This is a genomic window from Longimicrobiaceae bacterium (assembly GCA_035696245.1).
GTDB lineage: Bacteria > Gemmatimonadota > Gemmatimonadetes > Longimicrobiales > Longimicrobiaceae > DASRQW01.
Genome location: DASRQW010000224.1, coordinates 1 through 12,612, shown reverse-complemented (window position 1 = coordinate 12,612; position 12,612 = coordinate 1). Strand labels below are relative to the sequence as shown.

Below are 12,612 nucleotides of genomic sequence, written 5' to 3'. Positions count from 1 at the left end.
CGGGGAACCGCCGCCGGGTGCCCTTACAGGCTCCCGATGAACGGCAGGTTCCGGAATTTCTCGGAGTGGTCCAGCCCGTAGCCGATCAGGAACTCGTGCGGCGCGTCGAAGCCCACCCAGCGGGGCTCGCGCACCAGGTTCTCGGCGATGTGCTTGTGCAGGAGCGTGCACACCTCGAGCGACCGCGGCTCGCGCGCTTCCAGCAGCGGGATGAGCCGGCTGAGGGTGGTTCCGCTGTCGACGATGTCTTCGACCACGATGACGTGGCGGCCGCGGAACTCGGCGTTGGGGTTGTACAGCAGCTTCACCTCACCCGAGGTGGTGGTGCCGCTGCCGTAGCTGGAGGCGACCAGGAAGTCGACCTCCACGGGGCGGGTGATCTCGCGGACCAGGTCGCTGAGGAAGATGAAGGAGCCCTTGAGCAGGCCCAGCACCAGCACGTCCTCGTCGGGGGGAAGGTCTTCGGTGATCTCCCTTCCCATCTCGGCCACGCGCCTGGCGATGTCGTCTGCGGTGTAGACGATGCGCGACAGCGCCTGTCCGCCGGTGCGTGCGAGGGTCTCCGTCGAGTTAGCCATCACCTGTCCGTGTGATCCGTAGAAGAAGTGCCGGGGCGCCGGGCCGCGGTGCCCGGCCTGCCGCGAGGGCCACGCCCCCCAGCCAGAGCAGCGTGCCCTGTGCGTCCGCCAGCACCGGGACCCGCACGCGGGCCGCGCGCGGAATGCGGCGCTCGCCCAGCAGCTTCTTGACCTTGCGCGTGCCGCCCGCGGTGCGGATGCGGTCGCCGGGCGCCCAGCCGCGAAGCGCCAGCGGAAAGCGCAGCCCGTCCGCCGCCAGCGCCGCGAGCATCCCGCCGTCGTCGTCCTCCGCTTCGGAAGACGGGGAAGCGCCGGTGCTCCACTCCACCGTCAGCGTGCATCCGCCGATGCGGGCGGTGCCGCGGCCTTCCGGTCCGGCGATGGCGAGGGACGCGTCCGGCGGCGCGGGCTCCGGTTCCGCTCGGGAGATGCGCGCATGGCCGAACTCCGCGTCGATGCGCAGGGAGCCGGGGAGCCGCATCTGCCGTCCGCTGGGTGCCGCGGTAATAAACTGAAGCGCCGCACGGGTTCCCGCCCGGTCCAGGACGATCCCGTAGCGACGCAGGAGCCCGCGCAGCAGCCGGGCGCCGACATGCGAATCATAACCGGCAAGTTGGCTGCGGGCAAGCAGGATAGCCCCTTCCTCGTCTGTCGCCACGGCGGCTTGGAGCGCGTCGGTGAGGCCGTCCCACGCCGCCTCTTCCGCACGGGCGAGGGCTGCTAGGCGCACGAGCCCGCGGCGGGCCCCCGGCGCGACCGTACGCTCCAGCAGGGGAAGCACTTGCAGCCGCAGGCGGTTCCGCGCGGGCCCCGCGGCGGCGTTCCCCGCGTCCTCCCGCCAGCGCAGGCCCGCGGCGTGCGCGTACGACCGCAGCTCCGCGCGCCAGAACGGCAGGAGGGGACGGACCAGCCCGTTCCCGTCGTCTGGCAGGATGCCGCGGAGGCCGCGGGTGCCCGTGCCGCGCAGCACGCGAAAGAGCACCGTCTCCGCCTGGTCGTCCGCGTGGTGGGCGGTGGCGACGTGCGTGGCTCCCACTTCGGACGCGGCGCGGCGGAGGAAGGCGTAGCGCGCCTCCCGCGCCTCCGCCTCGGACCGCGGGGGGACGCCGAGACGCTCGGAGATGTGCGGAACGCCCCACGCGCGGCACAGGCCGGCGACCCAGCGCGCATCCTCCTCGCTCTCGTCGCGCATGGCGTGGTCGAGGTGCGCGGCGGTGATCGCCGGCCCGCTATCTCCCGATGCGAAGCGGAACAGGTGCAGCAGCGTGACCGAGTCCGCGCCGCCGGAGAGCGCGACGAGCACGTGAGCGCCGGCGCCGTGCAGCCCCAGCGCACGCAGCTCGCGCCGGAATCGCTCGTCCAGCGGGGGCGTTCGTCGAGTTCGCGCCATCTACCGAAACCCGCGCCATAGGCGGCGCAACGGCGACTCTGGCGTGGTGCCACGCACCGGATAACGTTCGAGCAGCCGCTTGGCTTCGGCGATGTAGGCGGGCAGGCGAGTCTGATCCGTCTGGCCCAGGAACTCGTGCCTCTGGTTGATGTGGTCCGGCGTGATCTCCACCTTGATCTCAAGGTGCCCAGTACGATCCACGGGCCCCACCGTCAGCGACAGATTGGGCTCGTGGCTACACAGCCGAGCCGAGCCTTGGAGCGTACGGTCCATGTTCCGAAGCTCCTCCAGCCACCTCGCGATGCCCTGTGACATCAGCAGCGCGCCGTGAACCCGCACGCTCGCCCCGCTCCTTGCACAATGCGCCGTGATCCGCAGCCAGTTTCCATCCCACTCAGTCGGATCGTCCGGGAACTGCCGCCCGTGCACCCACACTCGGAGCGGCCCGACGGCTAGCTCCGGCGTGCCGAGATCATCGAGGTACGAGTCGGGCATTGCAGCGGGCGACGGATGGGAGATCATGACCAGGGACCGGATTGCGAGGCGGCCGGGCGGTTGAAACCGCATCAACGACGGCGCAAAGCCCGCCTTCGCAACCCTATGAGCGCCGCGGTTTTCCGTGCTGGCGAGATGCGACGCGTGATTCGGCTTCGGCTGTCGGCCGGCACGACAGCCGAAAACGGCCTCGCCGCTCCGGAAGGAAGCGGCGAGCGGGGGGATCGCGCAAGCGGGAGATGCTACTGCTGTCCGCCCTCCGAGGCCTGCGGCGCGCTGCCTTCCCCGCCCTCGCCGCGGATGCGGAGCCGGGTGCGGACGCCGCGGACGCCCTCCACGTCCCACGCGTCGTCCGTCGCGTAGCGGATCTCTTCGTAGTCCGGCAGCTCGCCGGTGAGGGTGACCACGCCGTCCGCGACCTCCACGGTGATGGCTTCGGCGTCGACCCACGTGTCGTAGAACAGGGCCTCTTCCACGCCGGACTTCAGCTCCGCGTCGGGACGCTGGCGCTTGCGAAGGCGATGGTGGTACGGGCCCAGGCCGTAGCGGGCCGGGCCGTAGATCGCGCCGCCGTCCAGCGCGTCGTCGAAGTCCACGCCCACGTCCTCGTCGCCCTGCATGGTCCACGAGTCGTCCGGCATCCGCTCGCGGTCCACGTGCCCGCCCCAGCCGGGGTGCGGCCGGAAGTCCTCGCGCGGGGCCCCGGGACGGCGCGGGCCGCCGGGACCGAAGCCGCGCGGCCCCTGCGGAGGCGGAGGCGAGAACGGGCGGTCGTAGCGCCCCGGCCCGCGCGGCGGACCCCATCCGGCGTCGTATCGCGGCATCGCTGCTCCTGTGCGTCTGGGGGTGTGGACCGCCTGCGGAAGAGACGTCCGGACGCCGATCGGCGACCCGCGAAAAGCGTGCTGCGGCGCGGATGGGCGGACGGCCGGACGGGCGCGTCAGGTGCGCAACAACCATTCCAGGAACGGCTCCGCCTCGCCCTCCGGCGGGCCGGGCGGGAGCGGCCTTCCGACGGCCTCGTGGAGCACGCGCGCCAGGCGGTCCGGACGGTCACTGATGATGCCGTCCACGCCCCACGACAGCAGCCGGCGCATGTCCGCGACCTCGTCCACCGTCCACACGTGGACCTTCACGTTGAAGCGGTGCAGCTCGGCCACGAAGCGCGGGTCCAGCAGCGGCAGGGGACCGTTACGCTCGGGGATCTGGAAGGCGTCCACCGGGGCGTTCCAGAAGCGCGTGGCGCGCACCAGATGCAGCGCGTAGAACGCCTTCACCTCCTCCGCGGCGGCGCTGGTGGGGCCCTCGTAGGCGTCGAAGCGAACGCGGCTGGCGCGGCGGCCGGCGGCGGCGAGGACGCGGTGCATGGCGCTCAGCTCGTGCACCAGGTCCCAGACGGCATTCTGCGAGCTCGGCTCCTTCATCTCCACGTTCACCCGCGCGTGGGGCAGCTCGGTGAGCACCTCGCGCAGGGTGGAGATGCGGATGCCGCGGCCGCGGAACGGGAAGGTCTTGCCGCCGTCGGGCGTGAAGCGGAAGCCGGCGTCGAGAGCCTGGACCTGCGCAAGCGTCATCGACCCCACGCGGCCGGTGCCGTCGGTGGTGCGGTCCACGGTGGCGTCGTGGATGACCACGATCTCGCCGTCGGCCGTGGCGTGGACGTCGATCTCCAGCAGGTCCGCGCCCCACCACCCGATCGCGCGCTTGAAGGCGAACAGCGTGTTCTCGGGCGCGAGGAGGCTGCCGCCGCGGTGGGCGATGAGGAGCGGGCCGCCGGCCAGGTACGCGTGGTCCGGACGGCGGCGTGAGGCGGTGGAAGCCACGGATGGGGATCGGGTTGGGAGATGCGGGGGAGATACCCCCTCCCGCTCGCTTAGGCTCGCACCCTCCCCCGCAAGCGGGAGAGGGTTGGGGGTTCGGTGCGCATCTGCGGCCACGACGCCGCAGACGCGGAGAACGCATTCGTAGCGAGATCGCGTCGACCGAGCCGCCTGCGTGTCCGCGGCACGGGCGGACGCGCAGGTCTGCGCCCTGCACGGGGTGAAGGCGTCGCGAACCGAGGCAGTCGCCTTTCGTCGAATAATCCAGCGCGACATCGCCGCTGCCCGGTAGGGGAGCACCTGCGTGTGCTTCCGCGGTTCGGCAGCGAGACGCATCGGACCGGCATTGGTGCTGCGGCAGCACGGGCGGACACGCAGGCCCGCGTCCCACAACGGGTTAGACGTGCGCGGCGCGGAGATGCTTTGTGTTCGTCGTACCCGTAGGAACATGTGCGGAGCGAGACCGCCGGGCGATGTGGCCTCCGTCGCGGCGAAGCTGCCGGCGGGCTCGCGCAGCGGGCGGGGAGACCCCGGACGGAGGCCAACAGCCGTACCGTTGGCCGGAGGAGGAGGCTCCCCGCCCCCGCGGAGGAGACGGACGGGCAGCAGTACCGCCCGGCCGGCTCCGGAGCGGCCCGTCCGAAGCGCACCCTGCCCATCCGCCGTGCCCCATCGACCCCACCGTCCATCATCCCACCGAAACGCACGTGCCGAAAACAGCACTCCCTGCGGCCTCGCATACGGAAGCGGCAGGGAGTCGGCGGCTCGGGTGCCGGTCCGGGGGACGAAAAGCTTCAGTCGCCGCTCTCCACCCGGTCCTGCTCGGCGGGCGCGAGGCGGTACAGCCGGTACAGCGCCAGGTCGATGAGGCGCGCCGTCATGGCCCGCGCCCACACCACCTTCTGCGAGTCGCACCCGCTCTCCAGCTCGGCCGTGGTCTCGGCGTACCGCTCGCCCAGGAAGGCCAGGATCTCCTCGACCGCGTCCGGGTGCGGGCGCGCCGGGGCCTGCGCGTCCGCGGGCACGCGATCCACCAGCAGCCCCTCCACGAAAGCCAGGAAGCCGGGGAAGACCAGCTCGGTGAGATGCCCGCCGGAGATGGCCTCCTCGTCGGTCAGCTCCTCCCATGTGAGCTCGTTCCAGTACAGCTCCTCGGCTTCGCGGCGGAAGAAGTCCAGGCTGTCGGCGCCCAGCGGCGGGGCGTCGTGCCCCACGGCCACCAGCCCGCGGCCCACCCGCTCCGCGATGCGGGCCTTGCGGCGATCGACGTAGGCGTTGGCGGTCACGGGCGGGGCGGTGTCTCGGCTCATGCGGGGAATGCCTGGTTCGGTGGAGCGGCGCTGCGGTCAGCGGGAGTCGGGCGACAACTTAGAGAGCCCGCGGGGGCCCCGCAATCCTGCGCGGGTCACCCGGCGCGGCGGAGAGGGGACGGTGTTCCGTACGCCCGGCGTCAGGCCGTGCGCTCGCCCGGACCCACGGCTGCGGCGGCCTGCGGCTCCGGCTCCGCGGTGGGCGGGGACGACGCGGCGGCCTGCGGGGGCAGGGCCTCGACTTCCGCGCGCTCCAGGTCCGCGCCGGTGAAGTCCGCCCCGTCGGTCGTGGCGCCCGTCAGGTCCGCGCCCTTGAGCACCGCGCCGACCAGCACCGCGCCGGTCAGGTTGGCGCCGGCCAGGGAGGCGCCGGTGAGGTGGGCGCCGCGCAGGTCGGCCCCGCTCAGGTTGGCGCCCGCGAGGTCGGCGTACTCCAGCGACGCCCACTCCATGTACGCGCCGGTCAGGTCCGCCCCGCGCAGGTAGGCGCCGGTCAGGTTGCAGCCCTTGAGCGACGCGCCCTCCATGTCCGCCCCGGTGAGCACGGCGCCCTTCATGTAGGCGCCGGTCAGGTGAACCCGCTTGAGGTAGGCCCACTCCAGGTACGTGCCTTCCAGGAACGCCCACTCCAGCGTGGCGCCTTCCAGGTACGCGCCCCACAGGTGCGCGCCCTTCAGGAACGCCTCGGTCAGGTTGGCGCCGATCAGGTCCACGCCCTTCAGGTCTGCGCCCTCCAAGTCGGTGCCGGCCAGGAGCGCGCCCTTCAGGTTGGCGCCGGCCAGGCGCGCGCCCTTGAGGTTGGCGCGCTCCAGGTTGGCCCCGGCCAGGTTCGCCCGCTCCAGGAACGCGCCCTCCAGGTTGGCCCCGCGCAGGTTGAGCTGCCCGGCGGCGGCCAGCATCCACACGTCGCGGTCCGTGAGGATTCTCTGATCCATTCGGTTTCCTCCCCCCGGCGGCGCCGGCAGGGTTGGTTGTGTTCGGGCGGGTGCGCGGGCCCCGTTCAGCGGCGGGCGCCGCCGTGGCGGGCATGCTGGTGGGCCCAGCGCCAGCGCATGCGTCCCTGCCAGCCGCAGCGGTGGCAGCGGCGCACCGGCGCACCGGCCAAGGGCGTGTGCAGCCGGTCCAGCAGGGCCGGCCGCCCCCGTTCGCTGGTAACCCCTTTGCACTGCGGGCATTCCGGCGCGAAGGGCAGCCGGTTGAGATAATGAGCCAACCAGAAGGGCGCGGCAAGTGCGGCCGAGGCGGCCACGCACACCAGCACCCATGCAACCAGCGCCATCCGCACCTCCGTGTTACGAAGCGCCCGCCGCGCGGCGGTATCCGCGCGCCCCGGGCGGCGCGGATCATGCACCAAGCAAGGCCCGTTCCCCCATGCGCGAACGACGGGCGCAAACGCCTGCACCAGTTCCGCTTGGCCACTTCCGGAGACGTGATGCGACGACCTTTCCGATACGACGCGCAGATGACCGGGCCAGGGCAGATGCGCTCCGGCGCACCCTTCGGCGGACGGGGCGGTCACGCCGGCCGGTACGCACGCGAGCTCGGTGGATACGGTGCGGGCCAGCGCGGATACGATGGCGGTCTCCGCGGATACGACGGGGGCTTCCGCGGCGACGACGCCGGATTCCGCGGCTACGGCGCGGGACCTCGCTCCCGCCCCGCGGGCGATCGTCAGATGCGCGGCTACGATGCGGGCTTCGGCGGCGGACGCGGCGGGCGGTACGATGCGGAGTTCCGAGGCGGACGCACTCGGCGATACGACGCGGGGTTCCGAGGCCGTCCGGCATCGCACGGTCACGGCGGCGGCGAGGGACGTCGCCGCGGCGCGCCCGATCTGCCCGGACTGCCGCCGGGCGTGCCGTTCGGGGCGTCGGTGCCGATGTACGCGCCGTGGGCGATGGACGCCACGTTCGGCTGGGCCGGGCTGGCATCCAACCCGCAGTACGGCATGCCCGGCATCCTGCCGCCGTACGAGCCGCCGCCGCGGCGCCCGCGCGAGAGCGGCACGTACGGCCGCGGGGGAGACCGCGCCGTGCGCGAGTGGGCGGCGCGCAACGGCTACGACGTGGAGTTCACCATCCGGCCGCGAGGCCGCACGCGACCCTGAGCACGGAGGAAGCATGACGGAGCGCAACATCGACCCGGCGTTCGACCCCGAGGAGATCGAAGACGGCGACCCGTATGGCGAGCAGGCGTTCGCCGAGGCGGGCTTCGCCGACGCGGCCGGCGGCGGGCCGGACTTCAGCGCCCCCGGCCTGGTGGACGACGGCGAGGACCGGCGCCCCGGCGGCGGCCAGAAGGTGGCCGGTGTGCCCGAGGAGCGCCAGCACGAGATCAACACGCCCAGCGCCGACCGCCCGGATTCGGAGTCGGTGGCAGTACTGTCCGGTTAACGTAAATAGATGATGCTGTAGTGTGTGTGCAGATAACAGGTTACGTCGGTGTCGCGCTGTCACCGACTTGAACTCGGTACCTCGGGGTGCGAGCCTGGCTTGAACTTCAGCCAGGACTGCCCATGTACGAGGGACGCACCATGTTCTCCCAGTTGCTCGACCATCTGCCGCGGCACACGTTCCGCCGTCTGGTCAAGCGGTATGGGGGCGATCACCGGGTTCGGCGCTTCACCTGTTGGGACCAGTTCTTGGCGATGGTCTTCGCGCAGCTCACCTTTCGCGAGAGCCTGCGCGACATCGAGGCCTGTCTCGGCGCGATTCCCGAGCGGCTGTACCACCTCGGCTTTCGCTGCCCGGCCATCTCCCGCACGACGCTCGCCGACGCAAACGAGAAGCGCGATTGGAGGATCTACGCCGACTTCGCCCAAGTGCTGATCGCCGAGGCCAGGCGTCTGTACGCCGGCGACCACTTCGGCGTGGCGCTGGAGGAGACGGTTTATGCGCTCGACTCCACCACCATCGGGCTGTGTATGTCCCTCTTTCCTTGAGCACCCTTCCGCCGCACGAAGGCCGGGGTCAAGCTGCACACCCTGCTCGACCTCAAAGGCAGCATCCCCTCGTTTCTGCGGATCACCGCTGCCCGTACCTCCGACGTCTCGCTGCTGGACGAGCTGCCCCTGGAAGCAGGCGCGATCTACGTGATGGACCGTGGCTACGTGGACTTCGCCCGCCTGCATCGCTTCACGCGCGCCCAGGCCAGCTTCGTCGTTCGGGCCAAGAAGAACCTCCGCTTCCAGCGCCGCTACTCCCGCGAGGTGGATCGCTCCACCGGCTTGGTCGGCGATCAGACGGTCATGCTGGTGACGCCTCGCTCGCTCGAAGGCTATCCGAGCCCCTGCGGCGCGTCCGCTCACGCGACCCGGGGACGGGTAAGCGCGTCACCCTGCTGACCAACAACTTCGTGCTCAGTGCATGGGAGATCGCAGAGCTATACCGCTGTCGATGGCAGGTGGAGCTCTTCTTCAAGTGGATCAAGCAGCACCTACGCATCGAGGCCTTCTACGGCACCTCCGACAACGCCGTCCGCACGCAGATCTGGATCGCCATCTCCGCTTACGTCCTCGTCGCCATCCTCAAGAAGCGCCTCCAGACCGAACTCAGTCTCTACACAATGTTACAGATCCTCAGTGTCAGCCTCTTTGAGAAAACCGAGATGGCACAAGCCTTCTCGTCCGCAAAGTCCCGAATGTCAGAGAAACCAACATGCAACCAGTTGCAGCTCTTCAACTTCTAACCGGACACTTGTGAGTCGGTGGTGATCCGCGAGCGCGGCGGCGAGAGCAAGGGCGACCCGGCCGTCGGCGGCACCCGCCCCGACTGAGCCCGCGGCACCCGAATCGGATGTAAGCGAAGGCCGCGGAGGAGACGCTCTCCCCGCGGCCTTCGCATGCCGTCCATCTCCCGACCCTGGATCGCGATTGGAGAAGCGACCGTTCGACATCGACTCCGTGATGCGCCGGGTGCGCACGGCGGTTCGGCCGTATCCGAAGGCCGCGCTGTTCGAGCTGGCGGACCTGGGCCACACGTCCGCGTTCGAGCAGCTGGCGGCGTGCATCCTCTCCATCCGCACCCGCGACGAGACGATGCTGCCGGCCGCCCGCGCGCTCTTCGCCGTCGCCCGCACGCCGGCCGAGGTGGCCGCGCTGCCGCACGCGGAACTGGACGCGCTGGTGGGCACCTGTGCCTTCCACGCACAGAAGTCGTGGCAGATCCTGGAGATCGCGAAGACGGTGGTGGCGGAGCACGGCGGCGAGCTGCCCTGCGACGAGGCGGTGATGCTGGGCTTCCGCGGCGTGGGGCCCAAGTGCACCAACCTGGTGATGGGCATCGCCTGCAAGCAGCCGCGCATCGGAGTGGACATCCACGTGCACCGCGTCACCAACCGCTGGGGCTACGTCGCCGCGCCCAGCCCCGAGGCCACGATGGCCGCGCTCATGGAGAAGCTGCCGAAGCGCTACTGGGTGGAGATCAACGAGCGACTCGTCCCGTTCGGCAAGCACGTGTGCACCGGGCGCCTGCCCAAGTGCTCCACCTGCCCCGTCCTCGACACCTGCCGCCAGGTGGGCGTCACGGAGCATCGGTAGATGCACGGCACGCCATCTTCTCCGACGAGGTCTCGGTTGAAGGGGGCGGGAGATGTACGGCGGATGCGGGGTTCCGGACGTCGCCGAACAGCGGCGATCTCGCCGATGCGCGGCGTCCGCCTGCGCAGAAGCTAGGTCGCGCGCCTACGCTTCGGCGGCTCCGCGCGTGCGCGCAGCTCGCGGACGAGGGTGCCCACCTCGCGCAGCACGCGCTCGTCGCCCTCGCGCAGGAGCGCGGCGAGGATGTGCTTGCAGATGCGCTCCCGCCACAGGTGGTCGCCGCAGTCGCAGCGTGGCACGTTCGTGGAGCGAAGGTCCACCCAGTGCGTCTCCGCGCCGCCGCTCACGCGGTATCTGCCCTGCCCCACCGCTGCCGCCTCCAGGCCCAATCCGCGCTCTAGCCTGCCCTGCTCCACTCCCCCCGCGGCGGCGAAGTCGATCATCTCTCTGGCCATCTTCCCTTCTCCCGGAACAGGTGTGATCCGCATCTCCCGCTCACGTAACGGATACACCCCACCGGGAGGAAAGATCGGTTTTTGTTCGGGAAACGGAAGTGGACGAACCTGCCGCCGGCCAGCCCGAAATTCATGCGGAAGATGCGCAGCCGCGCGTCATCTCCAGCAGCTCGCGCAGCAGACGCTCGCCCGCGCGCCACTCGCCGAAGCCCGCGGCGGTGTTGATGTGCCCCGCCGCGCCGACGCTCACGAGGCGGCTCCCCCACGCCGCCGCGAACGCCGCCGCCCGGTTGATGCCGAGGTACGGATCGTCCGTGCTCGCGACGACGATGGACGGGAACGGCAGCGCCTGCATGGGGACGGGGATGAAGTCGCGGATGGCGCCGGGCGCATCGTCCCGCTCCACGTCTGCCGGCGCGACGAGCAGCGCCCCCGCCGCGCACCGCGACGCTCGCGACGCCCATTCCGCGATGGCGATGCAGCCGAGGCTGTGGCCGACGAGCACGGGCGGCCGCTGGCACTCCGCGACGGCGGCGTCCAGCGCGGCGATCCAGTTCGTGCGGAGCGGGTGGTCCCAGTCGCGCTGCCGGACGCGGCGGAACGCCGGGTTCGCCCGCTCCCACAGCGACTGCCAGTGCTGCGGCCCGGAGCTCTCCCAGCCGGGCACCATCAGCACCGGCGTGGACGCGTGCGCATCTCCCGTCATCTGCATCTCGCTGGAATGTCGATCTTCGAGGCGAGCGTCGGGCGCCCTGGAGCGCACGGTCGTACATCGTCCATCGCCGGGAAGATACGCGGGCGGCGGGGACGCAACGAGACCGGCCGCATCGCGAGGATGCGGCCGGTCAGGATGTTGGCGTCAGTCGGCGGAGAGGTCAGCCGCGGTGCTGGTCGCGCGGGTGGCTGTGGCGCTCGTTCATCGACTCGCCGGAGCGGTCGGCGTCGCGGTTCGTGCCCGCCGTGGCGGGGTCGCGTGTGCCGAACTCGGCGCCGGTGTTGTGGCTGCCGGGGTCACCGTTGGGCGTGTCGCCCGACTTCGATCCGTCCGTGCGCTGCGTGGTCGTCTTCAGGTCGCCCATCTCGCCTCCTCGGGTTGCATTCCGCTCTTCCGCGAGCGTGCCCAGTGACTCGCAAGAGGCGTTCCGGGAACGAGATGCGCGGGACGCAGAGCACCCCCCGTGCGCGTCGCACCCACGGCCGCGGCCAGTAGCCGTCCAGGCGGGAGAGTACGAATCTTGCGAGCCCGAACGATGCGCCGAGGAGGCGCGGACGAAAGTGTTGCGGGCCAGTTCCGATCCCCGTACAATGGTCTCGGGCGGAAGAGACGCCCGTGTGGCCGCGCAGGAGAGAGGAGGCGGTTTGAGAGGCTGGGACTGTGATCGTGGGTCCACCCGAACGACGCTCCACTAGGAACGCCCCGCAGCTTGCTGCGCGGGCGCTTTTTGTTTCACCCATCGCGGAGAGGTGCACATGCTCGATTCCGGAATGGTCAACAAGATCCAGAAGGCCAAGACCTACGCTGCGGAGCCCGAGCGCATCCACTTCCGGGCCCTCGACGTGGAGTTCGACGGCCGGAACGGCAACCACAAGGTGGACTTCCACGAGGGCCATTGGCACTGCGACTGCGACTACTTCCGCGGCCACCACACCTGCAGCCACACCATGGCCATGGAGCGCGTGCTGGGCGTGATGGCTCCCGCCGAGGTGGGCTGAGCGCGACCCCGCCACACGCCGCCCCGCGCGCCTGACCGGCCCGCGAGGCGCCAAGAAGTCGATCGCCGCGAGGATGCTCCTCGCGGCGATCGCCGTTTTCAGCCCGGCGCAACCATGCCGTGTGCGACGGCCATTGAGATCGGAACTGCCATCGCCGCGGCACTTTGCCGAAGCACCTGTGCCTCCAGGCGGCTCGCCGTCTCCGGGCGCACCCAGATCCGGTGGGTCGCGCGGACGAAATCGGGCTCATGCGCTTCGTAGATGCTGGGCACGTACCGTTGCGGGTTGCGGTCGAAGAGCGGGAACCAGCTGCT

At 71.0% G+C, this 12,612-nt stretch carries 16 protein-coding genes and 1 pseudogene; 5 read left to right on the top strand and 12 right to left on the bottom strand.

Features of this window, described 5'->3' with window-relative positions; all coding sequences use genetic code 11:
* Positions 1-23: 23 nt before the first annotated feature.
* From hpt to VFE05_10555, 8 genes are all read right to left on the bottom strand, one after another.
* Entirely contained in the window at positions 24-578 is a 555-nt protein-coding gene (gene hpt / locus VFE05_10590; GenBank protein ID HET6230504.1) for a hypoxanthine phosphoribosyltransferase, read from the bottom strand.
* The gene (gene tilS, locus VFE05_10585) at positions 571-1,968 is read right to left on the bottom strand and encodes a tRNA lysidine(34) synthetase TilS (protein HET6230503.1); all 1,398 of its coding nucleotides are present in this window, start codon (positions 1,966-1,968) and stop codon (positions 571-573) included. Before tilS ends, hpt begins: the two co-directional genes overlap by 8 nt.
* Positions 1,969-2,490, bottom strand: a complete 522-nt coding sequence (locus tag VFE05_10580; protein ID HET6230502.1) for a hypothetical protein — start codon at positions 2,488-2,490, stop codon at positions 1,969-1,971.
* Positions 2,491-2,705: 215 nt separating this feature from the next.
* Positions 2,706-3,287: a BON domain-containing protein gene (locus VFE05_10575; GenBank protein HET6230501.1), complete on the bottom strand. Its 582-nt coding sequence runs from the start codon at positions 3,285-3,287 to the stop codon at positions 2,706-2,708.
* Between the two features lie 117 nt (positions 3,288-3,404).
* Positions 3,405-4,286: a glycerophosphodiester phosphodiesterase gene (locus VFE05_10570; GenBank protein ID HET6230500.1), complete on the bottom strand. Its 882-nt coding sequence runs from the start codon at positions 4,284-4,286 to the stop codon at positions 3,405-3,407.
* Between the two features lie 791 nt (positions 4,287-5,077).
* Positions 5,078-5,593 (bottom strand): hypothetical protein, encoded by a 516-nt coding sequence (locus VFE05_10565; protein HET6230499.1) that lies wholly within the window; start codon positions 5,591-5,593, stop codon positions 5,078-5,080.
* 140 nt (positions 5,594-5,733) lie between these two features.
* Entirely contained in the window at positions 5,734-6,528 is a 795-nt protein-coding gene (locus tag VFE05_10560; protein HET6230498.1) for a pentapeptide repeat-containing protein, read from the bottom strand.
* Between the two features lie 65 nt (positions 6,529-6,593).
* On the bottom strand, positions 6,594-6,872 hold the full coding sequence (locus tag VFE05_10555) for a hypothetical protein (protein ID HET6230497.1): 279 nt from the start codon (positions 6,870-6,872) through the stop codon (positions 6,594-6,596).
* A gap of 396 nt (positions 6,873-7,268) precedes the next feature.
* Between VFE05_10555 and VFE05_10550 the strand changes: the two genes are divergently transcribed.
* From VFE05_10550 to nth, 4 genes and pseudogenes are all read left to right on the top strand, one after another.
* A complete protein-coding gene (locus VFE05_10550; GenBank protein ID HET6230496.1) occupies positions 7,269-7,700 on the top strand; it encodes a hypothetical protein in 432 nt (143 codons plus the stop codon).
* A gap of 13 nt (positions 7,701-7,713) precedes the next feature.
* The gene (locus VFE05_10545; GenBank protein HET6230495.1) at positions 7,714-7,986 is read left to right on the top strand and encodes a hypothetical protein; all 273 of its coding nucleotides are present in this window, start codon (positions 7,714-7,716) and stop codon (positions 7,984-7,986) included.
* A gap of 122 nt (positions 7,987-8,108) precedes the next feature.
* A pseudogene (locus VFE05_10540) lies at positions 8,109-9,280 on the top strand (IS4 family transposase).
* Positions 9,281-9,464: 184 nt separating this feature from the next.
* Positions 9,465-10,130: an endonuclease III gene (nth, locus tag VFE05_10535; GenBank protein ID HET6230494.1), complete on the top strand. Its 666-nt coding sequence runs from the start codon at positions 9,465-9,467 to the stop codon at positions 10,128-10,130.
* Positions 10,131-10,261: 131 nt separating this feature from the next.
* Here the strand turns inward: nth and VFE05_10530 are convergent, their stop codons facing one another.
* From VFE05_10530 to VFE05_10520, 3 genes are all read right to left on the bottom strand, one after another.
* Positions 10,262-10,585, bottom strand: coding sequence for an SWIM zinc finger family protein (locus VFE05_10530; protein ID HET6230493.1), 324 nt, complete (start codon positions 10,583-10,585; stop codon positions 10,262-10,264).
* A 130-nt stretch (positions 10,586-10,715) separates the two neighbouring features.
* Positions 10,716-11,348 (bottom strand): alpha/beta fold hydrolase, encoded by a 633-nt coding sequence (locus tag VFE05_10525; GenBank protein ID HET6230492.1) that lies wholly within the window; start codon positions 11,346-11,348, stop codon positions 10,716-10,718.
* A 112-nt stretch (positions 11,349-11,460) separates the two neighbouring features.
* Positions 11,461-11,664 (bottom strand): hypothetical protein, encoded by a 204-nt coding sequence (locus tag VFE05_10520; protein ID HET6230491.1) that lies wholly within the window; start codon positions 11,662-11,664, stop codon positions 11,461-11,463.
* 391 nt (positions 11,665-12,055) lie between these two features.
* Between VFE05_10520 and VFE05_10515 the strand changes: the two genes are divergently transcribed.
* Positions 12,056-12,298: a hypothetical protein gene (locus VFE05_10515; GenBank protein ID HET6230490.1), complete on the top strand. Its 243-nt coding sequence runs from the start codon at positions 12,056-12,058 to the stop codon at positions 12,296-12,298.
* A 98-nt stretch (positions 12,299-12,396) separates the two neighbouring features.
* Here the strand turns inward: VFE05_10515 and VFE05_10510 are convergent.
* Positions 12,397-12,612 (bottom strand): hypothetical protein (locus tag VFE05_10510; GenBank protein ID HET6230489.1); only part of this gene is annotated, 216 nt, incomplete at its 5' end.

Excerpts from the sequence above, each read along its gene's own strand:
- hpt (HET6230504.1), bottom strand. The coding sequence starts at position 578 with ATGGCTAACTCGACGGAGACCCTCGCACGCACCGGCGGACAGGCGCTG.
- tilS (HET6230503.1), bottom strand. The coding sequence starts at position 1,968 with ATGGCGCGAACTCGACGAACGCCCCCGCTGGACGAGCGATTCCGGCGC.
- VFE05_10580 (HET6230502.1), bottom strand. The coding sequence starts at position 2,490 with ATGATCTCCCATCCGTCGCCCGCTGCAATGCCCGACTCGTACCTCGAT.
- VFE05_10575 (HET6230501.1), bottom strand. The coding sequence starts at position 3,287 with ATGCCGCGATACGACGCCGGATGGGGTCCGCCGCGCGGGCCGGGGCGC.
- VFE05_10565 (HET6230499.1), bottom strand. The coding sequence starts at position 5,593 with ATGAGCCGAGACACCGCCCCGCCCGTGACCGCCAACGCCTACGTCGAT.
- VFE05_10560 (HET6230498.1), bottom strand. The coding sequence starts at position 6,528 with ATGGATCAGAGAATCCTCACGGACCGCGACGTGTGGATGCTGGCCGCC.
- VFE05_10555 (HET6230497.1), bottom strand. The coding sequence starts at position 6,872 with ATGGCGCTGGTTGCATGGGTGCTGGTGTGCGTGGCCGCCTCGGCCGCA.
- VFE05_10550 (HET6230496.1), top strand. The coding sequence starts at position 7,269 with ATGCGCGGCTACGATGCGGGCTTCGGCGGCGGACGCGGCGGGCGGTAC.
- VFE05_10545 (HET6230495.1), top strand. The coding sequence starts at position 7,714 with ATGACGGAGCGCAACATCGACCCGGCGTTCGACCCCGAGGAGATCGAA.
- VFE05_10530 (HET6230493.1), bottom strand. The coding sequence starts at position 10,585 with ATGGCCAGAGAGATGATCGACTTCGCCGCCGCGGGGGGAGTGGAGCAG.
- VFE05_10520 (HET6230491.1), bottom strand. The coding sequence starts at position 11,664 with ATGGGCGACCTGAAGACGACCACGCAGCGCACGGACGGATCGAAGTCG.
- VFE05_10515 (HET6230490.1), top strand. The coding sequence starts at position 12,056 with ATGCTCGATTCCGGAATGGTCAACAAGATCCAGAAGGCCAAGACCTAC.